General features: G+C 68.3%; 23 protein-coding genes and 6 tRNA genes. 15 read left to right on the forward strand and 14 right to left on the reverse strand.

What is annotated here, in order from left to right; all coding sequences use genetic code 11:
* Positions 1 to 81 precede the first annotated feature (81 nt).
* From LCL87_RS20350 to LCL87_RS20365, 4 genes are read left to right on the forward strand one after another with little or no spacing between them, the layout of a single operon-like run.
* Positions 82 to 450, forward strand: a complete 369-nt coding sequence (locus LCL87_RS20350; protein ID WP_225023223.1) for a hypothetical protein — start codon at positions 82 to 84, stop codon at positions 448 to 450.
* A 43-nt stretch (positions 451 to 493) separates the two neighbouring features.
* Positions 494 to 2,764 (forward strand): molybdopterin guanine dinucleotide-containing S/N-oxide reductase, encoded by a 2,271-nt coding sequence (locus LCL87_RS20355; protein WP_225023285.1) that lies wholly within the window; start codon positions 494 to 496, stop codon positions 2,762 to 2,764.
* 36 nt (positions 2,765 to 2,800) lie between these two features.
* Positions 2,801 to 3,151 (forward strand): GntR family transcriptional regulator, encoded by a 351-nt coding sequence (locus tag LCL87_RS20360; RefSeq protein ID WP_225023232.1) that lies wholly within the window; start codon positions 2,801 to 2,803, stop codon positions 3,149 to 3,151.
* Positions 3,148 to 4,155, forward strand: coding sequence for a DUF1648 domain-containing protein (locus LCL87_RS20365; protein ID WP_225023234.1), 1,008 nt, complete (start codon positions 3,148 to 3,150; stop codon positions 4,153 to 4,155). The genes LCL87_RS20360 and LCL87_RS20365 overlap by 4 nt, the downstream gene beginning before the upstream one ends.
* On the opposite strand, the gene LCL87_RS20370 is transcribed toward LCL87_RS20365, so the two are convergent.
* The 6 genes from LCL87_RS20370 to LCL87_RS20395 all read right to left on the reverse strand — a co-directional run bounded on the left by LCL87_RS20370 (position 4,101) and on the right by LCL87_RS20395 (position 9,382).
* A complete protein-coding gene (locus tag LCL87_RS20370; protein WP_225023235.1) occupies positions 4,101 to 4,796 on the reverse strand; it encodes a hypothetical protein in 696 nt (231 codons plus the stop codon). The genes LCL87_RS20365 and LCL87_RS20370 overlap by 55 nt on opposite strands.
* Positions 4,793 to 5,155, reverse strand: coding sequence for a PadR family transcriptional regulator (locus LCL87_RS20375; protein ID WP_225023237.1), 363 nt, complete (start codon positions 5,153 to 5,155; stop codon positions 4,793 to 4,795). The genes LCL87_RS20370 and LCL87_RS20375 overlap by 4 nt, the downstream gene beginning before the upstream one ends.
* Positions 5,156 to 5,256: 101 nt before the next feature.
* On the reverse strand, positions 5,257 to 5,697 hold the full coding sequence (msrB, locus tag LCL87_RS20380) for a peptide-methionine (R)-S-oxide reductase MsrB (protein WP_225023239.1): 441 nt from the start codon (positions 5,695 to 5,697) through the stop codon (positions 5,257 to 5,259).
* Positions 5,698 to 5,728: 31 nt separating this feature from the next.
* Positions 5,729 to 6,982, reverse strand: coding sequence for a glycosyltransferase family 87 protein (locus tag LCL87_RS20385; RefSeq protein WP_510850824.1), 1,254 nt, complete (start codon positions 6,980 to 6,982; stop codon positions 5,729 to 5,731).
* Positions 6,983 to 7,034: 52 nt separating this feature from the next.
* Entirely contained in the window at positions 7,035 to 8,576 is a 1,542-nt protein-coding gene (locus tag LCL87_RS20390) for an alpha/beta hydrolase (RefSeq protein ID WP_225023243.1), read from the reverse strand.
* 29 nt (positions 8,577 to 8,605) lie between these two features.
* Positions 8,606 to 9,382, reverse strand: a complete 777-nt coding sequence (locus tag LCL87_RS20395; protein ID WP_225023245.1) for a pyrimidine reductase family protein — start codon at positions 9,380 to 9,382, stop codon at positions 8,606 to 8,608.
* 34 nt (positions 9,383 to 9,416) lie between these two features.
* On the opposite strand from LCL87_RS20395, the gene zapE reads away from it, so the two are divergent.
* Positions 9,417 to 10,430 carry a cell division protein ZapE gene (gene zapE / locus LCL87_RS20400; RefSeq protein ID WP_225023252.1) on the forward strand — a complete coding sequence of 338 codons (1,014 nt, stop codon included), beginning with the start codon at positions 9,417 to 9,419 and terminating at the stop codon, positions 10,428 to 10,430.
* Between the two features lie 27 nt (positions 10,431 to 10,457).
* Here the strand turns inward: zapE and LCL87_RS20405 are convergent, their stop codons facing one another.
* Together LCL87_RS20405 and LCL87_RS20410 are read right to left on the reverse strand one after the other, a co-directional pair.
* Entirely contained in the window at positions 10,458 to 10,988 is a 531-nt protein-coding gene (locus tag LCL87_RS20405; RefSeq protein ID WP_225023254.1) for a GNAT family N-acetyltransferase, read from the reverse strand.
* Positions 10,989 to 11,051: 63 nt separating this feature from the next.
* Entirely contained in the window at positions 11,052 to 12,254 is a 1,203-nt protein-coding gene (locus tag LCL87_RS20410; protein ID WP_225023262.1) for an MFS transporter, read from the reverse strand.
* 58 nt (positions 12,255 to 12,312) lie between these two features.
* On the opposite strand from LCL87_RS20410, the gene LCL87_RS20415 reads away from it, so the two are divergent.
* Positions 12,313 to 13,698 carry a GH1 family beta-glucosidase gene (locus LCL87_RS20415; RefSeq protein ID WP_225023264.1) on the forward strand — a complete coding sequence of 462 codons (1,386 nt, stop codon included), beginning with the start codon at positions 12,313 to 12,315 and terminating at the stop codon, positions 13,696 to 13,698.
* Between the two features lie 200 nt (positions 13,699 to 13,898).
* Here LCL87_RS20415 and LCL87_RS20420 read toward each other — a convergent pair.
* From LCL87_RS20420 to LCL87_RS20440, 5 genes are all read right to left on the reverse strand, one after another.
* Positions 13,899 to 13,973 (reverse strand) — tRNA-Val (locus tag LCL87_RS20420).
* 59 nt (positions 13,974 to 14,032) lie between these two features.
* Positions 14,033 to 14,108 (reverse strand) — tRNA-Gly (locus LCL87_RS20425).
* A 45-nt stretch (positions 14,109 to 14,153) separates the two neighbouring features.
* Positions 14,154 to 14,228 (reverse strand) — tRNA-Val (locus tag LCL87_RS20430).
* Position 14,229: 1 nt separating this feature from the next.
* Positions 14,230 to 14,300: transfer RNA gene (locus tag LCL87_RS20435), tRNA-Cys, on the reverse strand.
* Between the two features lie 25 nt (positions 14,301 to 14,325).
* Positions 14,326 to 14,398, reverse strand: a tRNA-Gly gene (locus LCL87_RS20440).
* A gap of 643 nt (positions 14,399 to 15,041) precedes the next feature.
* On the opposite strand from LCL87_RS20440, the gene LCL87_RS20445 reads away from it, so the two are divergent.
* Positions 15,042 to 15,113, forward strand: a tRNA-Val gene (locus LCL87_RS20445).
* A gap of 81 nt (positions 15,114 to 15,194) precedes the next feature.
* Here LCL87_RS20445 and LCL87_RS20450 read toward each other — a convergent pair.
* The gene (locus LCL87_RS20450) at positions 15,195 to 15,923 is read right to left on the reverse strand and encodes an SIMPL domain-containing protein (RefSeq protein ID WP_225023270.1); all 729 of its coding nucleotides are present in this window, start codon (positions 15,921 to 15,923) and stop codon (positions 15,195 to 15,197) included.
* A 144-nt stretch (positions 15,924 to 16,067) separates the two neighbouring features.
* On the opposite strand from LCL87_RS20450, the gene LCL87_RS20455 reads away from it, so the two are divergent.
* The 8 genes from LCL87_RS20455 to LCL87_RS20490 all read left to right on the forward strand — a co-directional run.
* Entirely contained in the window at positions 16,068 to 16,547 is a 480-nt protein-coding gene (locus LCL87_RS20455) for a TIGR02611 family protein (RefSeq protein ID WP_237692535.1), read from the forward strand.
* Between the two features lie 110 nt (positions 16,548 to 16,657).
* Entirely contained in the window at positions 16,658 to 18,709 is a 2,052-nt protein-coding gene (thrS, locus tag LCL87_RS20460) for a threonine--tRNA ligase (protein ID WP_225023272.1), read from the forward strand.
* On the forward strand, positions 18,706 to 19,266 hold the full coding sequence (locus LCL87_RS20465) for an ATP adenylyltransferase (protein ID WP_225023273.1): 561 nt from the start codon (positions 18,706 to 18,708) through the stop codon (positions 19,264 to 19,266). The genes thrS and LCL87_RS20465 overlap by 4 nt, the downstream gene beginning before the upstream one ends.
* A 94-nt stretch (positions 19,267 to 19,360) precedes the next feature.
* Complete coding sequence (gene pgsA / locus LCL87_RS20470; protein WP_225023274.1) at positions 19,361 to 20,050, forward strand: phosphatidylinositol phosphate synthase; 690 nt, start codon at positions 19,361 to 19,363, stop codon at positions 20,048 to 20,050.
* Complete coding sequence (locus LCL87_RS20475) at positions 20,047 to 20,952, forward strand: phosphatidylinositol mannoside acyltransferase (RefSeq protein ID WP_225023275.1); 906 nt, start codon at positions 20,047 to 20,049, stop codon at positions 20,950 to 20,952. Before pgsA ends, LCL87_RS20475 begins: the two co-directional genes overlap by 4 nt.
* Positions 20,949 to 22,076: a glycosyltransferase family 4 protein gene (locus tag LCL87_RS20480; RefSeq protein ID WP_225023276.1), complete on the forward strand. Its 1,128-nt coding sequence runs from the start codon at positions 20,949 to 20,951 to the stop codon at positions 22,074 to 22,076. Before LCL87_RS20475 ends, LCL87_RS20480 begins: the two co-directional genes overlap by 4 nt.
* Positions 22,073 to 23,089, forward strand: a complete 1,017-nt coding sequence (locus LCL87_RS20485; RefSeq protein ID WP_225023277.1) for an NUDIX domain-containing protein — start codon at positions 22,073 to 22,075, stop codon at positions 23,087 to 23,089. The genes LCL87_RS20480 and LCL87_RS20485 overlap by 4 nt, the downstream gene beginning before the upstream one ends.
* Positions 23,090 to 23,282: 193 nt before the next feature.
* A partial coding sequence (locus LCL87_RS20490) for a beta/alpha barrel domain-containing protein (RefSeq protein WP_510850825.1) occupies positions 23,283 to 23,641 on the forward strand: 359 nt, incomplete at its 3' end.

Raw genomic sequence — 23,641 nt, forward strand, 5'->3', positions numbered from 1 at the left:
AACATGCGGGCCCACGATAGGGGCATTGCGATGCGACGGTCACGGCGGTTTCTCGGTGCGGGAGTAATTGCGGCCGGCGTCGTGGCAGGTCTGGCGTCAGGCCCGATTCCCCAGGCATCGGCCGCGCCCACCGTGAACACCTTCCAGATTCCGATTGTCGCGAATTGCAGCACATTCTTTCTCCCCTGCTCGTTCACCCCGGTGGTGATCACCGGTGAGGCGCCTGGGACGGTGACGTTCCCCGCCCTGTATCCGCCCGAGCCTGGACAGCCGACAGTCAAGGGCAGCTATTTCGTCCACTGGAGGAACCTCGGCACCGGCACCTCCGGGACTTTGGTGGTTCAGGTCAGCGAAGCGGTCAGCGTGTACACCGGACCGGGGCTCGCAACGGCTTCGATGACGTCGGGCTTCGATTTCATCGCCGGAACGGGCGTCTTCATCGTGCCCTGAGTCCCGCTGGCAGACTGGGCCCGTGAGTTCGCGGTACCAGCACATGGCGCACTGGGGCATGTTCGAGGTCGAGTCCGCCGACGGCGACGTGAGCGCCGTGCAGCCTTACGCGGGTGACGCCGATCCGTCCCCGATTCTCGGCAACCTGCCCGGGTCGGTGCGGCACCGCGCCCGGATCACCGGCCCGGCAGTCCGGCGGGGCTGGCTCGAGTCGGGTCCCGGCCCGTCCGACGTCCGCGGCGCCGACGAGTTCGTGGCCGTGTCGTGGGACGAGCTGACGGAACTGCTGGCGCGCGAATTGCGTCGCGTCGTCGACCAGCACGGCAACCGGGCGATCTTCGGCGGTTCCTACGGCTGGGCCAGCGCCGGCCGATTCCACCACGCGCAGAGCCAGGTCCACCGGTTCCTCAACATGCTCGGCGGCTACACCCGCTCGGTGCACACCTATTCGCTGGGCGCGACCGGCGTCATCATGCCGCGCGTGGTCGGCACCCACTGGAAGCTGTTCGCCCGCTCCACCAACTGGGACGTCATCTCCGACCACACCGATCTGATGGTGTGCTTTGGGGGAGTACCGCTGAAGAACACGGCCGTGAACGGCGGTGGCACCAGCGAACATCCGACCCGCAGCGCGCTGGATCGGCTGCGCGAGCGCGGCGGTGAGGTGGTCTCGATCAGCCCGCTGCGCGACGACCTGCACGGTCGGTGCGAATGGATTGCGCCGATCCCGGGATCGGACGTCGCGATCATGCTCGGCCTCGCGCACGTGCTGGCGTCGGAAGGACTGCACGACAAGGACTTCCTCGACCTTTACTGCGTGGGCTACGACCGGTTCGAGCGCTATCTGCTGGGGATCGACGACGGCGTCCCGAAGTCGCCGGAGTGGGCGGCGGCGCTGTCCGGGATGTCGGCCGAACAGATCGTCGCGCTGGCCCGCCGGATGGCCGCGGGGCGGACGATGGTGACGGTGACGTGGTCGCTGCAGCGCGTCCGTCACGGCGAGCAGGCCCCGTGGATGGGGGTGACGCTCGCTGCGATGCTCGGTCAGATCGGGCTTCCGGGAGGCGGATTCGGGCACGGCTACGGGTCGATGAACGAGCCCGGTCTGGCGCCGGTGCCGTACCCGCTGCCGACGCTGTTCCAGGGCGCCGATCCGGTGTCGGACTTCATCCCGGTTGCCGCGATCGCGGACCTGCTGCTGCATCCGGGGGAGGAGTTCGATTTCGACGGCCGGCGTCTCACGTACCCGGACACCCGCCTCGTCTACTGGGCGGGCGGCAACCCGTTCCACCACCACCAGGACCTGGCCCGGTTGCGGCGCGCGCTGTCCCGGCCGGACACGATCGTCGTGCACGAGCCGTACTGGACGCCGATGGCCCGCCACGCCGACATCGTGGTGCCGTCGACCACGTCGCTCGAACGCAACGATCTGGCCTGCACCCGCAACGATCCGCTGCTGGTCGCGATGCAGCAGGCGGTGCCCCGCTACGCCGGCGCGCGCGACGACTACGACACGTTCTCGGCGCTCGCGCACCGGCTCGGGTTCGGGGAGCGGTTCACCGAGGGCCGCACCGCGCAGCAGTGGATCGAGCACCTGTACGAGCAGTGGCGCGCCTTCGTGTTGACGGACCCGGCGCATCTGGAAGCGCCCGCGTTCGACGAGTTCTGGCGGCGCGGCCACGTGCGGATGCGCACCGAGGACGGGTTGTCGCTGTTCTCGGACTTCCGCGACGATCCACGCAAGAACCCGTTGACCACGCCGAGTGGGCGGATCGAGATCTTCTCCGCCGACATCGACGGCTTCGGTTACGACGACTGCGCCGGCCACCCGCGTTGGTTCGAGCCCGACGAGTGGCTGGGTGGCGAACGCGCGCAGCAGTTCCCGCTGCACCTGATCGCGAACCAGCCCCGCACCCGTCTGCACGGGCAACTCGACCACGGCGCGACCAGTCAGGCGTCGAAGATTCGCGGGCGCGAACCGATCCGGCTGCACCCCGACGACGCCGCCGAGCGGGGGCTCGCGGCGGGTGACGTGGTCCGCGTGTTCAACGATCGCGGAGCGTGTCTCGCCGGCGTCGTCATCGACGCCGATGTCCGGGGCGGGGTGGTGCAGTTGTCCACGGGCGCCTGGTACGACCCGCTCGACCCGGCCGATCCCGACTCGATGTGCGTGCACGGCAACCCCAACGTGCTCACCGCCGACGTGGGTGCGTCGCGTCTGTCGCACGGCTGCACCGGTCAGCACGTCCTGGTGCAGGTCGAGCGCTTCGATGGCGATCTGCCCCCGATCAAGGCGTTCGATCCACCGCTCTGACTTGTTCTATTTGAACTAGAACAATAGGGTGGGTGTGTGCTCATCCGTATCGATCAGTCGTCCGCCGTACCGCTGTACGAGCAGTTCGCCGCTTCCGTGCGCGGTGCCATTGCCGACGGCTCGGTCGCGGCCGGGGAGCGGCTGCCGTCCGCCCGGGATCTCGCGACGTCGCTGGACGTCAACATCCACACCGTGCTCCGCGGATACCAACTGCTGCGCGACGAGGGCCTCATCGAACTTCGCCGTGGTCGCGGTGCCGTGGTCGCAGAGGACGCCTCGATCCGCGGTCGGTTGCAGGAGGCGGTCCGCGGCCTCGTCGCGGAGGCGAAACGTCACGGCATGAGCGCGGCCGACCTGCTGGATCTGGTGAAGAAGGAGATGGCATGAACGACTCGATTCAGGCGCAGACGGTTTCGTGGGTCCGCGGGCTCGCCGGTGCGTTGCTGATCCCGGTTGTCGCGGCGGCGGGTTCGATCGCGGTACTGGCGGCGTGGTCCGGAGACCTGCCCGATCCGGTAGCGGTGCACTTCGGGCCCGGCGGGGAGGCGGACGGATTCGCCTCGAGCAGCGCCGCGCAGTGGTCGCCGATGCTCGGTCTCGCGTTCGCAGTGCTGCTCGGCGGAATCCTGCTGCTGCTCACGCGGCGCGACGTGCGGGCGGCCCGACTCGGGGCGGCGATCGCCTCCGGCACCGGAACTGCCGTCGCGGTCCTGCCGGTCGGCATGCTCGAATCCCAGCGCGGGCTCGCCGACGCCGCCGCGGCATCGTTCGCGGGGTGGTGGCTGGTGCCGACGGTTCTCGTCGGCGTCGTCGCTGCGGTCGTCGGGTCCGCGCTGGTCGGGCGCCCCGACCCGGTAGGCGCCGTCGTTGTCGCTCCGCCGTCGGATGCGGCGCGGATGGATCTCGCCGACACCGAGACCGTCGTGTGGACGGGCACGGCGTCGATGCCGCGCTGGCTCGCCGTGGTGCTCGCGCTGGTGCCGGTCGTGATCGTCGTGTCCGCCGTCTGGATGGCGTCCGAGGACGCGGTGCCGATGCTGCTCGTCGCGGCGGTCGTCGGCGCGATCCTGATGGGGCTCGCGCTCGCGCCCGTGCACGTCGTGGTGGACGGCCGCGGGCTCGAGACGAGGTATGTGCTCACCGGGGGCCGACGCCGGATCCCGCTCGACGAGATCGCCCGCGCGGATGTCGTGAAGATCGGGCTGATCAACCGCTACGGCGGCATCGGCTACCGGGTCGGCCCCGACGGTGTCGGACTACTCGTGCGACCGGGTGAGGCGCTGCGCGTGACCCGCGGTGACGGTTCGAAGTTCACCGTCACCGTCGACGGCGCGGATCAGGCTGCCGCCGTGCTCAACTCGCTCGCAGCACGGGGGCGGGTCGCCCAGTAGCGGGCCGCGGCCGCCGTCGCCGCGAGTGTGATGCATACCGCGCCGATCGTCGTGACGAAGGTGATGGGCTCGGTAGTGAACCCGAGGGCATATGCCACCCCGACACCCGCCGCCGTCGCGACCGCGGCGCCGGCGGGCAGGAGGGCGGCGAGCCACCGCGTGGTGCTGCCGGAGCGGGGATCACCTACCCAGCGCAGCATCACGAACGTGCAGTTGACCGCTAGTAGATACGCGAGCAGGCCGGCCGCCGCGTACATGCCGACGATCAGGTACGTCGGCTCGATTTGCAGTTCACCCGTTGTGAATCCCACGTAGAGAATCACCCCCAGGAATGCGAAACCGACACCGACGCCGATGAGTCCGGCGGTCAGGACGATGCCGAGGCGCAGCGCTCGCCCGGACAACCCGCGTTCGTCGGCCCACTGCTGCAGCGTTGCCGAGGGGTCCTCGCCGACAACCGCGCTCGCCGGCAGTCCGTCCGCGTCGGCCGCGGCGAGTTCTTCCGACAGTTCGGTGAGCAGGGCGCGGCGGTCGGCGGGTCGCACGGCCGCCCGGCGCCAGACGCGCCTGGCATCCCGCTGGATCTTCCGAGTCGAATCCGGCCCTGAGGGGTCCGTGTGCTCGCTGTTTACCTCGATCATTCAATTTCCTCCCCTGATGTGGTTTCCGAGATCGGATCCAGTAGTGCGGTGACACTCTTGGCCACGGTGAACCACTCGGCGGTGCCCTCCGCGAGCGCCGTCCGGCCGTAGTCGGTCAACGAGTAGTACTTCCGTGGCGGCCCCGCATCGGATCGGCGGCTTTCGGATTCGACCAATCCGGCCTTCTCGAGACGGGCGAGCAGCGGGTAGGACGAACCTCCCGCGACCAGTAGGTCCCGCTCGGCCAGTCGCTCGGTGAGTTCGTAGCCGTAGACGGGTTCTTCCTGAAGCAGAGCGAGCAGGCAGAGATCGAGCACTCCCCGCAGGATCAGGCTGCGGCGCTCGACCGAAGGACTCATGCACAGCAAGATAGCACTATCTTGGTAAGCAAGATAGTGTTTCGGAAAACTGCCCCGCCGATCGCCGGGATCGACGGGGCATCAGTGTTCGGGCGGAGCGGTTATCCCTCTCCCTCGGCCGGCTGCAGCGTGAGCGAGATGCTGTTGATGCAGTACCGCTGGTCGGTCGGGGTGGGGTAGCCCTCACCCTCGAAGACGTGACCGAGGTGGCTGTGACAGTTGCTGCACAGCACCTCGACGCGGTGCATGCCCAGCGTGTCGTCGGCGCGCAGAATCACCGCGTCGGAGTCGGCCGGGTCGAAGAACGACGGCCACCCGCAGTGCGAATCGAACTTCTCGGTGCTGCGGAACAACTCCGCCCCGCACGCCCGGCAGCGGTAGACGCCCTCGGTCTTGGTGTCCGTGTACTCGCCGACGTGCGGCGGCTCGGTGCCCGCCTGCCGGAGGACGCGGTACTCCTCGGGCGTGAGGTGCGCGCGCCACTCGCCGTCGTTGCGACGGAACTTCGGTTCGGGCAGGCCGGAATCCTGTGTGGAACTCATGGCACCACGCTAATACGTCCGGCCCCGCGGCTCAGACCTTCGCGGGCACCGTGGAGTCGGGACGGCCGTCGGCGTCGACCAGGAAGTCCGGATCGATCCCCTTGTCGAGCCGACCCTCGCGCTTCGCGGTGAAGTAGCGATTGACCAGCACCGAGAAGATCACGATGATCAGCAGACTCCAGCCGTACGTGGGCTTGAGGTACTCGACGGCGCGGCCCTCCTCCACGAACCGGGTCGAGAACCAGGCGTCGGCGCTGAGGAATCCGTACGCCGCGAGCCACGCCGGCCAGTTCCGCATCACGCTGTTGCGCAGCACCACTGTCATCAGCAGCGGGAACAGCAGCATCGAGTAGTACATCTGTCCCAGCGACAGCAGCAGGAACGATCCCACCATCAGCAGGCCCGCCGTCGTGGTCACGTAGAACAGTTCGTCGTGGCGGTAGTAGCGGTACAGCAGCCACAGCGACACGGCGCCCATCGCCGCGAACGCGATCCGAAGTGCCCAGATCATCGCGTCCGGCAGTCCGAAGTAGGTGCCGTTGCCGACGATCGCGCTGTTGAAGTAGTCGCGGGACTCCGACAGGTACGGCAGCGTGTGCTCGATATACGCCATCGGGTCGGCGGCCAGGGGCCACGCCACCGCCATGAGGACCAGCGGGATGCCGATCGCGGTGACGAACACCTTCCACTGGCCACGAACCAGCGGCAGCAGCAGCAGTGGCGCGAGGATCGGCTTGATCGCGAAGGTGAGTCCGATCGCCGTGCCCGCCCACAGATCCCGGCGGCGCAACAGCAGCGCGAGGAAAGACACCTCGGCGAGCAGGACGAGGCCGTTGATGTTCGAGAAGATCAGGGTGTTCGACACCGTCTCGGTGGAGAACGCGGCGAAGATCAGGATCGGCGCGGCGATCGAGTTCCACGCGAGGTCGAACATCTTCAGCAGGACGAACAGCGCGATGATCACCGCGATCGCGTTGGCCAGGATGAACAGCCAGCGGGACTTCTCCGGATCGAGGACCGCGATCGGCGCGAGCAACATGGTGCCGCTCGGGGGGTAGAGGTAGTGCGGGTCCACCGAGTTGAAGTTGGCGGTGTAGACGTCCTGACGATTCAGGAAGGCCAGTGCCGCGTTGTAGACCGGCGCGTAGTCGTCGGTGATCGAACCGTTGACAGCCTTGACGACTATCCGGTGGATCACGGTCATGACGGCCAGAGGCCACATGACGAAATTGATGACCTCGGCGGTGGTGCGGCCCGTACGCGGCTCGAATCGTCGAAGGAACACTACGGCACGGTACACCGCCGCCGTGATTGTCGGGGTCGGCCACCCCGTACGGTCACGCGGGGCACACACCCGCGTTCGGCGGCAGGGCTCCGGATTCGAGGTAGCGCGAGAGGAATTGGCGCGCACAGTCCGAATGGGTCGTCACCGGATGGCCGTACCCCTCCCACGAGATGCCGGACCACTTCGCGCCCGCGCTCGTGAGCGTGCCCGTCACGGTCGGCAGCCCGGCGTTGCCGACGATCGGGTCCGCCGCGCCGGACAGCACCAGGACCGGGATCGGGATGCTGCTCGGCAGCGCCGGCGGGGGCATCGTCGGCCATGCCGAACACCGCAGCAAGGCGAGGGCCGCATCCGACCCGAACGTGGGGTAGCGGGCGCCCCACTCGGTCTGCAGTTCCCGGACACGGCCGGGCCCGGGCCACTGCTGGCCGTCGCTGCACCGGGCGACGAACTGGCCGTCGGTGCCGACCGTCGCTTCGGTCGCGGCGACCAGACCCGACAACGGAGCCGGGTCGCCGGACCCGGCAGCGGCGAGGACGTCGGACAGCTCCCGGACCCGGTCCGGCTGATCGCTGCGGGGCGAGCCGAGGAACGCCGTGATCGTCGTGAGCAACGCGCTCGCCGACACCGTCCCCACGCCGCCCGTGGCCGCCTTGTCGCGCAGCGAGATCACGGCGGCGGTCGGATCGGGGCCGAGGGAGCAGGTGAGGGCGGCGCAGCGGCGGGCGAAGGCCGTGAGTGCGGCCTCCTGCCCCTGCACGCGCTGTTCGCCGACGGTTGCCGCGTTCGCGGTGGTCGCGGGCGGCGAGTCCAGCACGAGCCGCCCGACGCGGTCCGGGTAGCGCGCGGCGTACGCCAACGTGACCGACGCCCCGTTCCCGGTGCCGATCAGCCCCAGCCGGTCGACCTGCCACGTGCGGCGCAACTGTTCGAGGTCGTCCGCCGCATGGCCGGTGTCGAAGGCGAGTTCGGCGGGTTGCAGCGTGTCGGTGCAGGCAGTGGTGGCGTGACGACTCGCTTCTGCGACCCGATCGGCGTCGGCGGGGCCGCCGCCGGACTGGCCGAGATCGGCGAGGACACGACGATCGAACGTCCGGCCGCAGTCGATCGGCGTCGACGACCCGGTGCCGCGCCGGTCGATCGCCACGATCGGATGCCGCTCGAGCAGGCCCGCCGCAGGGCCTGCGGCGAGTGCGGCCAGCGTCGTCGCCGACGCGATGTCCGAGCCGGAGGTGAGCACGAGCGGGGCGGCATCGGCGGGTGTCGCGGCGAGCCGCGCGCGTAGCGCGCCCACCTCGATCGCGCCGGAGGCCGGGCCGCTCGGGTCTACCGGCGCGGTGTAGCTGCCGCATTCGAGGACGAGACCGGCGGGTCCCGCGCCGAGCCCCAGCCGCGTGAGTGTGGCCGCGGTGCAGTCGGACCACGCCAGATCGCGGGTCGGCGTCTGCAACACGGGCGCGTCCGGCGTCGAATCCGACGTCGGCGCGGATCCGCTGCCGTGCTCGACGACCGCGACGTCCGGGCGGATCGACGGTCCCGCGCCGCACGCGGTGCACACGGCCAGCACGATCGCGACGATCCCGATTCTCCGCATGCCGGACAGCCTGCCAGGTCGGTGACCGGTCACGCCCGTACCCACCGGGTCAGTAGCGTGCCGTCGGCGTCGGCCAGCACGTGCCCTCGGGTCATCGCCGTCGGAACGGCAGTGGGGGAGAGTGAGATCCGGCCGGCGTCGCCGCCGACCAGGAACGGCGACGTCGTCAGGCACAGCTCGTTCACGACGCCGTCGGCGACGAGGTTGCCGAACAGCCCGGGACCGCCCTCGCACAGCACGCGCCGCAGCCCCCGGCGGTCGAGGGCGCGCACGAGATCCGTTCCGTGAACCTCATGCTCGGCGACGATCTCGACGTCGGCGCCGGCGTCGCGAAGGCGCTGCAGGCGTGCGGCATCGGCGCCCGCGGAGGTCAGGACCAGCGGTGGGACGGTGGTGTCGGTGAACAGCCGCGATGCGGGATCCAGTCGGGCGCCGGCTGTGACGACCGCGATCGGCGGGACCGCGGACAGGCCGGATCGCTCCCGTCGAGCGGCCAGCTCGGTGTCGGTGCGGGCGCCCCCGTAGTTCTCGCTGCGTGCGGTGCCCGCGCCGACCACGATGACGTCGGCGAGTTCGCGCAGCACCGTGAACACGCGCTTGTCGGCGGGCGTGCCGAGTCCGGCGCTGACACCGTCGACGGACACGGCGCCGTCGACGCTCGCGACGAAATTGGCGCGGATCCAAGGGCTGCCGAGTTGGTCCGGATATCCGTACAGTGAACGGAGGTCGTCGTCGCTCAGCTCCGGCGGCCGCGCGCTGCTGCCTTCATCCCGTGTGAGGTAGGTCGCAATATCGAGACGGTGCACGTGTTCGATCACAGCACGTCGATACGCTCAGTGCATGCATGCACGTCTTGTCGATCGCAATCCGGTGGTGCCGGCCGATCAATTGGTTGCTCAGATGGTGCCCCCGGCGATGTTCGACGAGGTCAGTTTCGCGTCCTACATTCCCGATCCGAAGGAGCCGAGCCAGGCCGCCGCGGTCGCCAAGGCCGAGGAGTTCTCGGGCAAGGTCGCCAAGATCCGGAGTGGTGGACGCCGTGGACTGTTCGGCAAGAAGGCGCCGTCCACCGGTGCCGGTCTGTACCTCGACGGCGGCTTCGGTGTCGGCAAGACCCACCTGCTCGCCTCGATCTTCCACAGCTCGCCGTCGCCCAAGGCGTTCGGCACGTTCGTCGAGCTGACGCACGTCGTCGGTGCTCTCGGGTTCAACAAGGCCGTCGAGGAACTGTCCTCGCACAGCGTGCTGTGCATCGACGAGTTCGAGCTCGACGATCCGGGCGACACGATGCTCGTCTCACGTCTGCTGACCGAACTGTCGGCGCGCGGCGTGTCGATCGTCGCGACGTCGAACACCCTGCCCGGTCAGCTGGGCGAGGGCCGCTTCGCGGCGCAGGACTTCCTGCGTGAGATCAAGAAGCTCGGTTCGATCTTCGAGACCATCCGCGTCGACGGTCCGGACTACCGCCACCGCGACCTGCCGCCGGCCCCCGAGCCGACCGACGACGCCGATCTGATCGAGCGCGCCGACGCGATCGACGGGGCAACGCTCGATGACTTCGACGAGCTGTGCGCGCACCTGAGCACGCTGCACCCCTCGCGCTACGGCAAGTTGATCGAGGGCATTCCCGCGGTGTTCATCAAGGGTGTCCATCCGGCCTCCGACCAGTCGGTCGCGCTGCGCCTGGTGGTCCTCGCCGACCGTCTGTACGACGCCAGCATCCCGGTCACGGTGTCGGGCGCGAAGCTCGACGAGATCTTCACCCCGGAAATGTTGGCCGGCGGCTACAAGAAGAAGTACCTGCGCGCGACGTCGCGCCTGCTCGCGCTCTCGCGTTTCGAGGTCGCGGCCTGATCGAACCTTCGTGATGCGGCGCGGCCGTCAGAGGCTGCGCTGCATCACGAAGTCGTGGTGGGTCTGGGCGCCCACCCGGAAGGTCTTGGTCCCGACCTTCTCGAATCCGTTCTTGACGTAGAACCGCTGCGCCCGCTCGTTCTCCTGGTTGACGCCGAGCCACACGCCGGCGCAGTTCGCGTTGCGGGCATGATCGACCGCCGCATCCATCAGCGCCACGGAGACGCCCGAACCGTGCCGGTCCGGCAGCACGTACAGCTTGCTGATCTCCGTCGTCGGGCGCAGCGACAGCGCGGACCGGATGTCGTCGTCCTCTGGTGTTCCGTCGACGAGCATCACGTAGCCGACGATCTCCCCGCCCGTGGTCGCCTTGAGGACCGTGCGCGACGGGTCGGTCAGGTATTCGCTGAACTTCTCGGCGGAGAGCACCTCGTCGATGAACGCCGCGATGTCCTCCTTGGTGGCGTGCGGGGGGCACGCGAGCGGGAAGGTCACCGCGGCGACGTCGGCGAGCGCCTCTGCGTCCCACAGTCCGGCGCGGTCCACGGAAATCGTCACAGCTTCACCTCGGGTCCGTCGGGTCCGTCCCGGTAAGTACACCACTTTCCGGGACGGCTCCGGTCACGCGCCGGTGGGCGCGGACTCGGTCTCGGCGTCGCCGGACCGGGAACGCGTCGGGGCGAAAGCGGGCGCGAGCAGGAACAACGCGACCGCGAACAACAGTGGCGCCACGAACCCGATCCGGAGGTCGGACAGCGCCGCGATCCCGCCGATGACGCCGCCGGCGATCACCGTGCCCGCGTAGTTGAACAGGTTGATGCGAGCGATCACGGCGTCGGTCTGATCGGGTGGCGCCAGTCGTCCGGCGGCACTGAAGCTGAGCGGCGCGATGACGGGGGCACCGAGGCCGACGATGAAGAATCCGGCGATCGCCACCGCGGGGGAGGGCGCCAGGACTGCGACCAGCAGACCGGCCACGCTGATCGCGGCACCGACTCGGACGACCGCGATCTCACCGAACCGGCGCACCCAGTAGTCGCCGGTGAGGCGCGAGATCAGCGCGGTCACCTGGTACGCGCCCATCGCGAGGGCCGCTGTCCCGGCATCGGAGAGCAGGACCTCCTTGAGATACAGCGGCGAGTAGGTGCCGATACCGAAGTCGATCGCGTAGAAGAGCATCATCGCGATGCCGAGCGCCAGGAACGGGCGCAACGGCACGGTCAGCGGTGCGGTCACCGACGTCGCGGCACGTTCGTGCCCGGTGCGCAGCAGGCGCGGTCCGATCCCCGCGCAGATCGCGGCCACCAGTGCGGCGCCGACGAGGACGGAGAGCTCGACCGACAGGTCGAGTGCCGAGCATGCCGCGACATAGCCGGCGCCGACGATTGCGCCGACGCTCCACGACGCGTGGAACGACGAGAGGATGACCCGGCCGTAGGCGTGCTGAATGGACACCGCCTGCATGTTGGCGGCCGCGTCCACGATGCCGAGCCCGATGCCGTACAGCGCGAACGCCGCGAGGAAGGCCGGTGTCGACGTCGCTAGCGCGATGACCGCACCGCCGACCGCGATGACGAACAGGCCTGTACGCAGCGTCGTCCGGCTCGAGGTGGCCTTCGCGAGTTGCTCGGCCAGGACGCTGCCCACGCCGGCGACGATCGAGATACCGACGACGGTCACGGCGACGAGGGTGTCGCTGAAGCCGAGGTCGTCCTTGAACTGCGGAAGCTGGGTGAGCAGCACGGCCAGCAGGAACCCCTGCAAGCCGAACGCGACAGCCGCCGAGACTCTCGCCCCACTAAGGGTTTTCGTGTTTCGAATCACTGAACGAGTGTCCAACAATCAGCTCCGTTTCGTGGCGTTCTCTGCTTCACTGCTCATCATGGCGGCAGAGCATTCGTTTCCAGAGTTTCCCGGCGACTTCGTTTTCGGTGTCGCGGCAGCGGCATACCAGGTCGAGGGGGCGGTCGGCGAGGACGGCAGGGGCCGTTCGATCTGGGACGAGTTCTGTTCGATCCCAGGGAAAGTCGTCCGAGGTGAGACCGGCGACATCGCGATCGACCACTACCACCGCTACCGCGAGGACGTCGCGCTCATGCGCGATCTCGGCATCGACTCCTACCGGCTGTCGGTGGCGTGGCCCCGGATCCAGCCGGACGGCAAGGGTGCGGTGAACGCGGCCGGGCTCGACTTCTACGACCGGTTGATCGACGAACTGTGCAATTCCGGCATCGCTCCGGCGGTCACGCTGTTCCACTGGGATCTGCCGCAGGCGTTGCAGGACGCCGGCGGCTGGCTGAACCGCGAGACGTCGTATCGGTTGGCCGAGTACGCGGCGATCGTGGGGGAGCGGCTCGGTGACCGGGTCGGTATGTGGATGCCGCTCAACGAACCGGTCGTCCACACCCTCTACGGCCACGCGCTCGGTGTCCACGCGCCGGGACTCGAACTCGGGTTCGGCGCTCTGCAGGCCGCGCACCACCAGCTGCTCGGACACGGACTGTCGGTGCAGGCGCTGCGCTCTGCAGGCTGTTCGAACATCGGGATCGCGTCGAATCATGCGCCGGTGCATGCCGCGACCGACGCCGAAGCGGATGTCGAGGCAGCGGACATCTACGACCACATCGTCAACTGGACGTTCGCCGACCCGGTGCTGCTGGGCAAGTACCCCGCGGACGAACTCGCGGCACTGCTCACCGGACCGGTCGACGACGACCTGGCGGTCATCGCGCAACCACTGGACTGGTTCGGGATCAACTACTACGAGCCGACCGTGATCGGTGCCCCGAAGGAGGGGGAAGGCTCGGAGGGTGTGCTCGAGGTCGACCTGCCCCCGGGCATGCCGTTCGCGCCGGTCGCACTCGAGGGATACCCGAAGACCGATTTCGGGTGGCCGATCGTCCCCGACGGACTGACCGAGATCCTGACGATCTTCCGGGACAGGTTCGGCGCGGCACTTCCGCCGGTGTACATCACGGAGAGCGGATGCTCGTTCCACGATCCGGACCCGGACTCGGCAGGCCGCGTGCGTGACGAGCGTCGCATCGCCTATCACGCCGACCATCTCACCGCGGTCCGCGCGGCGATGGATGCCGGCGTCGACGTCCGTGGGTACTTCGTGTGGTCGATCCTCGACAACTTCGAGTGGGCCGCCGGTTACCAGGAGCGGTTCGGCCTGGTGCATGTGGACTACGACACACTCGTGCGGACCCCGAAGGATTCGTATCGGTGGTTCCAGCAGATGCTCGCGGCGAGGAAGGATTCCTGAGCCCGGTGCCCCCTAGGTGATCCGGAATTGGATGAGCCCCAGCCGTGGATGGGGGGTCATGGCTGGGGCTCCGCACCATCGGGGGGATGGTACGGACGACGATACCTGAGGGATTCCTCATGTTCGAGTCGGGCGCAGCCGACGAATCCGGCGTCACATACGAAAAGAGGCACCTCCGTGGGGGAGGTGCCTCTTTTCGGTGGTGCGCGATACTGGGATTGAACCAGTGACCTCTTCCGTGTCAGGGAAGCGCTCTCCCGCTGAGCTAATCGCGCGGGACTTGATCGAAGGCCCCGAGTGATCGGGACCCTCCGACCGGCCCGGGGGCCGATCTTGGAGCGGATGACGGGATTCGAACCCGCGACCCTCACCTTGGCAAGGTGATGCGCTACCAGCTGCGCTACATCCGCATGTTGTAACACTCAAGTTCCTCAGCAGCATACTGCCTCGAAACTTGGTGCGCGATACTGGGATTGAACCAGTGACCTCTTCCGTGTCAGGGAAGCGCTCTCCCGCTGAGCTAATCGCGCGAGGTGGAGACGGGAATCGAACCCGTGTGCACGGCTTTGCAGGCCGTTGCCTCACCACTCGGCCACTCCACCATAAAAGGTCGAGTCCAACCTCTCGAGCGGATGACGGGATTCGAACCCGCGACCCTCACCTTGGCAAGGTGATGCGCTACCAGCTGCGCTACATCCGCATTTCGCTCCGGTGGGGCGTTTCGGCCTCTCCGGTGCTGCTCCGGTTCGGCGTTTCCGCTTTCCCGGTGCGGTGAGAACATTAGCGGACCATTTGAGAAAGGCACAAATCGCGAGGTCAGAGCGGAAAACGGGGATCTTCAGGGCTCTGCGCGAGGGTGTTTCCGCGATGGATCTGAGCGATAACCGACCTGTCGCGTCGAAATCCGCCCTCCACGGCTTCCGGAGGGCCCTCCTGGCGGAACTCCGCGGGAGTCCAGGGGCGAGGTGCTGCCGGGAGACGGGTCGCGGGGAGCGAGCGTCGGCCGGCTTCTCGAAGGCGCCCCACTCGAGGCGTTCCACTTCCAGGGACCGACGAGTCGTCCCGTCAAGCGGGGCGGCCTGGCGTCCTCGGTGAATCCCGCGGGTGCGCTCCGCCCGGGAAATGGGGGGGCAGGAGGTGCCCGGAGTTCCCCCTGCACGTGCGCGTGTACGTGTGCGGGCGTGCGTGAGGAGTGCCGCGTGAGGTGTCGAGGCCGGCTTCCGGCCGGGCGGGCAGCGGCCGCCCTGGCGCCGTCGAAATGAATGACAACCAGGTGATTCGTGTTCGGCGCGAGTGCGTGTTAGTGTTTCGTCTCGTTCGACCGCGAGCATTCGGCGCGGTTCGGTCCCGTGGCTCAGTGGAAGAGCGTCCCGTTCACACCGGGAAGGTCGCTGGTTCGATCCCAGCCGGGACCACAGAAGAAAGGCCCCGTCCGCATTGCGGACGGGGCCTTTCTCGTTCCCGCGGCTCGTTGCAGGTCCGAGCGCGTGCGGGGATCAGTCGATGTCGTAGGTCACCGCGACGTTCACGGTCAGTTCCTGCGAGCCCGCCTCGAGCGGTACGGCATCGAACGCCATGGCGTTGGGGCTGCGCATCATGTTCGGGTTCTGCGCACCCTGTGCCTGCGGCGGTACCTCGACGATCGAGCGCACCTTCCCGAGTTTCACGCCGGCCGCGTCCGCCATTTGCCGAGCCTGGTCCTGGGCCTGCTGGACCGCCCGACCGCGCGCCTCGGCACGCAGGTCGCCGTCGTCGGAGATGGAGAAGCTCGTCTGCTGCACCCGAATGGCGTCGCCGGTGGCGGCGGCGGCCGCGTCGATGACCGCGCCGGCCTGGGATATGTCGTGCAGCGTCGCGGTCACCTGGTTGGAGACCTGATAGCCGTTGATCCTGCCGCTCTGTTCCCAGGTTGGATTGACCGACAGTTCGCTGGTCCGGATGTCCTCGGCGGCGACACCCTTGCTCTTCAGGGTGTCGATCAGGGCGGTGGCCGTCTGCGAGTTGTCCTGCAGCGCGGCCTGCGCTTCGGGCGCCTGGGTCTGCACGCCGAGGACGACCGTCAGGGTGTCGGGAGTGCCCGTGACCTTGCCGGTGCCCTGGGAGCTGATCCCCGTCGGTTGGCCGCCCGAGGCGTCGGGCGATCCTGAGCCGCAGGCGGTCAGGACCAGCAGGCCGCCGGCCGCGGCGGCTGTCGCGATGGCGCGTTTCGTCTTGATCGTTGGCATCGGCTCACTATTGCCGAACGGGCATGCCGGGGAGTCCGCTTCGCCCGAATCACCGCGCCGGCAGGCGTACGAGCGTCGGTACGCTCGAAGTACGCCGGTGCGCGAACCGGCGCGGACGACGACGCGACGGCGGGTAGAAGAAGCATGGATGGTCAGGCGGTGAGCAAGCCGGTGCACGACGGCGAGCTGGAGGCGGCGTCCGACCACGACGGATTCCACCCGATCGAGGAAGCCGAGAACCGATGGCTCCGGTGGCGGCGGCGGATCGCCGGAAACACCACGTTGAATCTCGTCTACCGGATCGGTGTCGGGATCGTCGGCGCTCTGGTTCTCGCCGCCGGAATCGCGGCGATTCCGTATCCCGGACCGGGATGGCTGATCGTGTTCGCCGGGCTGGGCATCCTGGCCTCCGAGTTCGCGTGGGCCTACCGGCTCCTCCACTGGGTCCGGGCCCGCTACGACCGGTTCATGATCTGGTTCTCCCACCAGTCCACCTTCGTCAAGGGCCTCGGGCTGCTGTTCACCACCGTCGTCGTGCTCGCGACCCTGTGGATCCTCGGGACGTTCGGATTGATCGGTGGTTGGGTGGGCCTCGAACAGTCGTGGTTGGAGAGCCCGCTGTAGCGCTCGAGCAGCCGGGCCGCGGGACGGTTCCACGGGTTGATCGGCCGTGCCGATAACATGGGATCGCCCCTTATCCGGGGGCGCACCCTCATACCTAGGAGCGCATCGCCGTGACCACGCCCGCATCCGTTACCCCCGCCGCACGCATCCAAGTGCCCGCCGGGACTACTGCGGGCACGGCGGTGCGCGACGCAGGGCTGCCCGGCAAGGGCCCCGACGCGGTCGTCGTCGTCCGTGATGCCGAAGGCAACCTCAAGGATCTGTCGTGGACGCCGGACGTCGACGTCGAGGTCGAGGCCGTCGCCGCCGACACCGAGGACGGACGCAGCGTGATCCGGCACTCGGCCGCCCACGTGCTGGCGCAGGCCGTTCAGCAGGAGTTCCCCGAGGCGAAACTGGGCATCGGTCCGCCGATCAAGGACGGCTTCTACTACGACTTCCAGGTGGAGCGCCCGTTCACTCCGGAGGATCTGGCGAAGCTCGAGAAGCGGATGAAGAAGATCGTCAAGGACGCGCAGCGCTTCTCGCGCCGCGTCGTCGACGATCTGGACGACGCCCGCACCGAACTCGCGAACGAGCCGTTCAAGCTCGAGCTCATCGACGACAAGTCGGGCATCGACGATCCCGAGGTCATGGAGGTCGGCGGCGGCGAGCTGACGATCTACGACAACCTCAACCCGCGCACCGGCGAGGTGATCTGGAAGGACCTGTGTCGCGGTCCGCACATCCCGACCACCAAGTACATCCCGGCGTTCAAGATCACCCGCAGCTCCGCGGCGTACTGGCGCGGCGATCAGAGCCGCGAGGACCTGCAGCGCATCTACGGCACCGCGTGGGAGTCGACCGAAGCGCTCGACAAGCATCTCGAGCTGCTGGCCGAGGCCGAGCGCCGCGACCACCGCAAGGTGGGCGCCGAACTCGATCTGTTCTCGTTCCCGGACGCGCTGGGCTCGGGCCTGCCGGTGTTCCATCCCAAGGGCGGCATCATCCGCCAGGAGATGGAGAACTACTCCCGCAAGCGGCACGTCGAGGAGGGCTACGAGTTCGTCTACTCGCCGCACATCACCAAGGGACATCTGTACGAGGTCTCCGGTCACCTGGACTGGTACAAGGACGGCATGTTCCCGGCGATGCACATCGACGAGGAGCTGAACGAGGACGGCACGGTCCGCAAGCCGGGCCAGGACTACTACCTCAAGCCGATGAACTGCCCGATGCACAACCTCGTGTTCGGATCCCGCGGCCGTTCCTACCGTGAGCTGCCGCTGCGGCTGTTCGAGTTCGGCTCGGTATACCGCTACGAGAAGTCCGGCGTCGTGCACGGACTCACCCGAGTCCGCGGCATGACGCAGGACGACGCGCACATCTACTGCACCAAGGAGCAGATGCGCGACGAGCTGACCACGACGCTGAAGTTCGTGCTCGGCCTGCTCAAGGACTACGGCCTCGACGACTTCTACCTCGAGTTGTCGACCAAGAACCCCGACAAGTTCGTGGGCGACGACGCGCTGTGGGAGGAAGCCACCGAGACGCTGCGCGAGGTCGGCGAGGCGTCCGGCCTGAACCTGGTGCCGGACCCGGGCGGAGCCGCGTTCTACGGCCCCAAGATCTCGGTGCAGGTGCAGGACGCGCTGGGTCGCAGCTGGCAGATGTCGACGATCCAGCTCGACTTCAACCTGCCCGAGCGGTTCGACCTCGAGTACACCGGCAGCGACGGCACCAAGCAGCGTCCGGTCATGATCCACCGCGCGCTGTTCGGCTCGATCGAGCGGTTCTTCGGTGTCCTCACCGAGCACTACGCGGGCGCGTTCCCGGCCTGGCTCGCGCCCGTCCAGGTGGTCGGCATCCCGGTCGCCGAGGCGTTCGAGGATCACCTGTTCGACGTCGTCAAGCAGCTCAAGGCCGCCGGCGTGCGCGCCGACGTGGACGTCAGCGACGATCGCATGCAGAAGAAGATCCGGAACCACACCACCCAGAAGGTTCCGTTCATGTTGCTCGCGGGCGAGCGGGACGTCGAGGCGGGCGCGGTCAGCTTCCGCTTCCGCGACGGCACCCAGGTCAACGGCGTTCCGGTCGCGGATGCGGTCGAGACGATCGTGGCGTGGATCGGTCGTCGCGAGAACGCCTCGCCCACAGCAGAACTCGTGGGTGATGCGCAGTGACCGACCAGGCGAACGGCAACACGGACAACGGCACACTCGTCGATACAGGTCCGGGTGATCCGGACCGGTTGCAGCGACTGTGGTCGCCGCACCGGATGTCGTACATCGCGGAGGCGCCCAAGGCGTCGAAGTCGAGTGAGGGACCCTTCACCGAGATCCCGAAGATGAGCGATGAGGAAGGCCTGATCGTCGCGCGTGGCGAAGCGGTGTACGCGGTTCTGAACCTGTACCCGTACAACCCGGGCCACCTGATGGTGGTGCCGTACCGCCGGGTCGCGGCGCTCGAGGATCTCACGCCGGCGGAGAGCGCCGAGTTGATGGCGTTCACGCAGCGGGCGATCCGGGTGATCAAGCGCGTGTCGAATCCGGACGGGTTCAACGTGGGTCTCAACCTCGGTGCGGCGGCGGGCGGTTCGCTCGCCGAACACCTGCACCAGCACATCGTGCCGCGGTGGGGTGGCGACGCGAACTTCATCACGGTCCTGGGGGGCGCGAAGGTGATGCCTCAGTTGCTGCGCGAGACACGGGCATTGCTTGCGGGGGCCTGGGACGAGTGATCGCCAAGGGCCGGCGGGGAAATCGCATGGCAGGATCGGATGCGGGGTCCGCTGGGGCGCGGTACCGCCGTAGGTCGCGAAAGGGGGGAGAGGGATGCTGAGTTTCTTCGGGCGTGCGTCGGTGTCCAAGGTGACGGCGCCGATGGGCAAGGCGCTGGTGAAGACGGGGCTCACACCCGACGCGGTGACGGTGATCGGCACGGTCGCCAGCATCGCGGGCGCACTGACCCTGTTCCCTTCCGGCCATTTGTTCTGGGGAACCATGTTCATCTGGTTCTTCGTCATGTTCGACATGCTCGACGGGGCGATGGCCCGCGCGCGTGGGGGCGGAACGCGTTACGGCGCAGTGCTCGACGCGACGTGCGACCGGATCGCCGACGGAGCCATCTTCTCGGGACTCGCGTGGTGGGCCGTCTACCACGAGAACAGCAAGAGCCTGTTTATCGCGACCCTGATCTGTCTCGTGAGCTCGCAGGTGATCTCGTATGCCAAGGCCCGTGCCGAGGCGAGCGGTCTGTCCGCGGACGGTGGCCTCATCGAGCGGCCGGACCGGCTGATCATCGTCCTCGTGGGCGCTGGGCTGACCGGTATCGCAGGACATTTCGACATCGCGTGGCTGCACTGGGCGGTCTACGTCGCGATGTGGATCCTGGCCGCCGCGAGCATCGTCACGGTGTTCCAGCGAGTCCTCGCGGTGCGCAACTCCGCGGGTGCGCGTGACCTGCTGCCGATCGCGCCGAAGAACGACGAGCAGACCCGCGGTGCGGGGGAGGGGTCGTCGTGAGTCTCTCCGAGCGGGCTGCCGACCTCGGTTACGCGGCCGGGTGGCGGGTGGTTCGGGCGCTGCCCGAACGGCTGGCCGTCTCGATCTTCGATGCGGGTGCGGATTTCGCTGCACGCCACCACGGCGGACCGCAGCAGTTGCGGCGCAATCTCGCCCGCGTGTTGGCGGTCGCTCCGGAGGACGTGCCGGACGACCTGATCCGGGATTCGTTGCGGTCGTACGCCCGATATTGGCGCGAGGCCTTCCGTCTTCCGGCGATGGATCTGGTGGCGACCGCCGCGGCGATCGATTCGAGTGTCGAGGGGCAGGAGTACCTCGAACGAGCGATGGCCGAGGGCAAGGGCGCGGTCCTGGCGTTGCCGCACAGCGGGAACTGGGACATGGCCGGCGTGTGGTGCACCCAGAACTGGGGCGGCCTGTCGACCGTCGCCGAACGGCTGAAGCCGGAGTCGCTGTACCAGCGTTTCGTCGACTACCGGGAAGGTCTCGGATTCGAGATCTTCCCGCTCAGCGGTGGCGAGACGCCGCCGTTCGGGGCACTCGCGACACGCCTGCGCGACAACAAGGTCGTGTGCCTGCTGGGTGAACGTGACCTGGCGGCCAGGGGCGTGCCGGTCACCTTCTTCGGTGAGCCCACCCGGATGCCTGCGGGCCCGGCCAAACTCGCGATCGAAACCGGCGCGGCGCTGCTGCCCGTGCACTGCTGGTTCACCGACGGCGGCTGGGGTTTCTCGGTCGATCCCCCGATCGACGTCTCGGTCGGGGTCGACGGCGCCACGCAGGCGCTGGCCGACCGATTCGCCGCCAACATCGCCGCCCATCCCGCGGACTGGCACATGCTCCAGCCGTTGTGGCTCGACGATCTCTCCGAGTCTCGTCGTGCCCGCATGGAGTCGCGATGAAGATCGGAATGGTCTGCCCGTACTCCTTCGACGTGCCGGGCGGTGTGCAGGCGCATGTCGTCGAACTCGCCCAGGTCTTCATCGAGCGCGGACACAAGGTGAGCGTGCTGGCGCCGGCGTCCGAGGGCACGGAACTGCCGGACTTCGTCGTCTCGGCGGGCCGTGCGGTCGCGATTCCCTACAACGGATCGGTCGCGCGGCTGACGTTCGGGCCCGTCTCGTACTCGCGGGTGCGGAGGTGGATCGCCGACAACGACTTCGACGTGCTGCACATCCACGAGCCGAACGCGCCGAGCCTGTCGATGCTCGCGATGAAGATCGCGGAGGGGCCGATCGTCGCGACTTTCCACACGTCGACCACGAAGTCGCTGGTGCTCAGCACCTTCCAGGGCGTCCTCCAGCCGTACCTCGAGAAGATCAGTGGCCGCATCGCGGTTTCGGAACTGGCCCGACGGTGGCAGGTCGAATCCCTGGGCTCGGATGCCGTGGAAATTCCCAACGGCGTCGACGTGCCGGCGTTCGCGAACGCCGCGCCACTGCCCGGATACCCGCGGCCCGGACGGACGGTGCTGTTCCTGGGCCGCTACGACGAACCGCGCAAGGGCATGGCGGTGCTGCTCGGCGCGCTGCCCGCGCTGGTCGAGAAGTACCCGGACCTCGAGATCCTCGTGGTCGGGCGCGGCGACGAGGAGAAGCTCCGCAAGGAGGCCGGACGCCACGCCGGACATCTGCGCCTCCTCGGTCAGGTGAGCGACGCGGAGAAGGCGTCGGCATTGCGCAGCGCCGACGTGTACTGCGCGCCCAACTTGGGCGGCGAGAGCTTCGGAATCGTGCTCGTCGAGGCGATGGCGGCGGGAGCTCCCGTCGTCGCGAGCGAACTCGACGCGTTCCGCCGCGTTCTGCGCGACGGCACCGCGGGTCTGCTCGTCCCGATCGGTGATTCGGTGGCGCTCGCAGCCGCGATCGATTCCGTGCTCGGTGACGAGGACCGTCGACGCTCCCTGACGGACGTTGCGAGTGTCGTCGTGGGCGAGTACGACTGGCCGGTGGTGGCCGAGCAGATCCTGCGGGTGTACGAGACGGTGACCGTCGGCTCGACCGGTGTGCGTGAGGTGCGTTCGTGACCTTCTCGGCTATGACCATCCTGGTCCTCGCGTTGATCGCGGCCGTCGTCGCTGTCGTGGGGGCGTGGGCGTACGGCACGGCGAACCGCCTGGACCGCCTGCACGTTCGCTCCGATCTGTCGTGGCAGGCGCTCGATGCTGCGTTGGCGCGCAGGGCGGTCGTCGTCCGGGCGATCGCGGCGGCGATGGCGTCGACGCCCGCCGAGAGCAGGCGTCTGTCGACGCTCGCGGGCCAGGCCGAGCGTGCCGAGCGAACGCAGCGGGAATCGGCGGAGAATGCGCTCTCGGGCGCCCTGGCGACCCTCGATCCCCATGCGCTTCCACCGCAGTTGGTAGCCGAACTGGCGGATGCCGAGGCGCGCGTACTGATCGCACGGCGGTTCCACAACGACGCGGTGCGCGACACTCTCGCGTTGCGGACCCGGCGGCCGGTCCGATGGCTGCACCTGGGCGGCACGGCGCCACTGCCGACATACTTCGAGATCGCGGAACGGTCGGAGCCGTCGGGCCTGCAACTCGACGAGGTCCGGACGTCGGCTCGCGTCGTGATGCTCGACGATCGCGGCCGGGTGTTGCTGGTGCGCGGCCGCGATCCGGAGAAGCCCGACACGGCGTTCTGGTTCACGATCGGTGGTGCCGTCGAGTCGGGGGAGACCCTTCGCGCCGCCGCGGTTCGCGAGATTCACGAGGAGACCGGTCTCACGGTCGAGCCCGATGCGCTGCGGGGGCCGTTGTGGCGCCGGGTGGCCATCTTCCCGTTCGCCGGCGAACTGATCCGATCGGAGGAACTGTTCTTCGCGGTCCGGACCGAGGAGTTCGTCCCGCATCGCGGAGGCTTCACCGAACTCGAGCAGCGCACGATCATCGAGCACCGGTGGTGTACCGCGGCCGAGATCCGGGTCATCCAGAGCGGCGGCGAGGCCGTGTACCCGCAGGACCTGCCCGAGCTGCTCGACGAGGCCAATGTGGCGGTGGTCCGGCTCGACGAACCCGAGGTTCGCGCGATCCGCTGAGGTGTGTTCCCGAGGAGCGTCGTCCTATGACGGTCGCCACAACAGGCCAGGTATGGGGCACTGGCTATGGGGCGGGTCGGGGCGTCGTCATAGAATTGGCCACGCGCTGCGGCAGTGCGAGTCCGAGGTGGGCTGAACTGGTCCCGGCGTGTCAGATACTTTCCCGAAGCCGGCGAGAACCCAGGAGTTTGCTGTGAGCACCCCCGACACCACCCCCACTACCGGCACGGCACGCGTCAAGCGGGGCATGGCCGAGATGCTCAAGGGCGGCGTCATCATGGACGTGGTCACCGCCGAGCAGGCCAAGATCGCCGAGGACGCCGGCGCCGTCGCGGTCATGGCTCTCGAGCGTGTGCCCGCCGACATCCGCGCCCAGGGCGGCGTCTCGCGCATGTCGGACCCGGACATGATCGACAGCATCATCTCGGCCGTGTCCATCCCGGTCATGGCCAAGGCCCGCATCGGCCACTTCGTCGAGGCCCAGATCCTGCAGTCCCTCGGTGTCGACTACATCGACGAGTCCGAGGTCCTCACCCCGGCCGACTTCGAGAA

This window comes from Prescottella equi (assembly GCF_020171745.1).
Lineage (GTDB): Bacteria > Actinomycetota > Actinomycetes > Mycobacteriales > Mycobacteriaceae > Prescottella > Prescottella equi_A.

Excerpts from the sequence above, each read along its gene's own strand:
- LCL87_RS20355 (WP_225023285.1), top strand. The coding sequence starts at position 494 with ATGGCGCACTGGGGCATGTTCGAGGTCGAGTCCGCCGACGGCGACGTG.
- LCL87_RS20365 (WP_225023234.1), top strand. The coding sequence starts at position 3,148 with ATGAACGACTCGATTCAGGCGCAGACGGTTTCGTGGGTCCGCGGGCTC.
- LCL87_RS20370 (WP_225023235.1), bottom strand. The coding sequence starts at position 4,796 with ATGATCGAGGTAAACAGCGAGCACACGGACCCCTCAGGGCCGGATTCG.
- LCL87_RS20375 (WP_225023237.1), bottom strand. The coding sequence starts at position 5,155 with ATGAGTCCTTCGGTCGAGCGCCGCAGCCTGATCCTGCGGGGAGTGCTC.
- msrB (WP_225023239.1), bottom strand. The coding sequence starts at position 5,697 with ATGAGTTCCACACAGGATTCCGGCCTGCCCGAACCGAAGTTCCGTCGC.
- LCL87_RS20390 (WP_225023243.1), bottom strand. The coding sequence starts at position 8,576 with ATGCGGAGAATCGGGATCGTCGCGATCGTGCTGGCCGTGTGCACCGCG.
- zapE (WP_225023252.1), top strand. The coding sequence starts at position 9,417 with ATGCATGCACGTCTTGTCGATCGCAATCCGGTGGTGCCGGCCGATCAA.
- LCL87_RS20415 (WP_225023264.1), top strand. The coding sequence starts at position 12,313 with ATGGCGGCAGAGCATTCGTTTCCAGAGTTTCCCGGCGACTTCGTTTTC.
- LCL87_RS20450 (WP_225023270.1), bottom strand. The coding sequence starts at position 15,923 with ATGCCAACGATCAAGACGAAACGCGCCATCGCGACAGCCGCCGCGGCC.
- LCL87_RS20455 (WP_237692535.1), top strand. The coding sequence starts at position 16,068 with ATGGATGGTCAGGCGGTGAGCAAGCCGGTGCACGACGGCGAGCTGGAG.
- pgsA (WP_225023274.1), top strand. The coding sequence starts at position 19,361 with ATGCTGAGTTTCTTCGGGCGTGCGTCGGTGTCCAAGGTGACGGCGCCG.
- LCL87_RS20480 (WP_225023276.1), top strand. The coding sequence starts at position 20,949 with ATGAAGATCGGAATGGTCTGCCCGTACTCCTTCGACGTGCCGGGCGGT.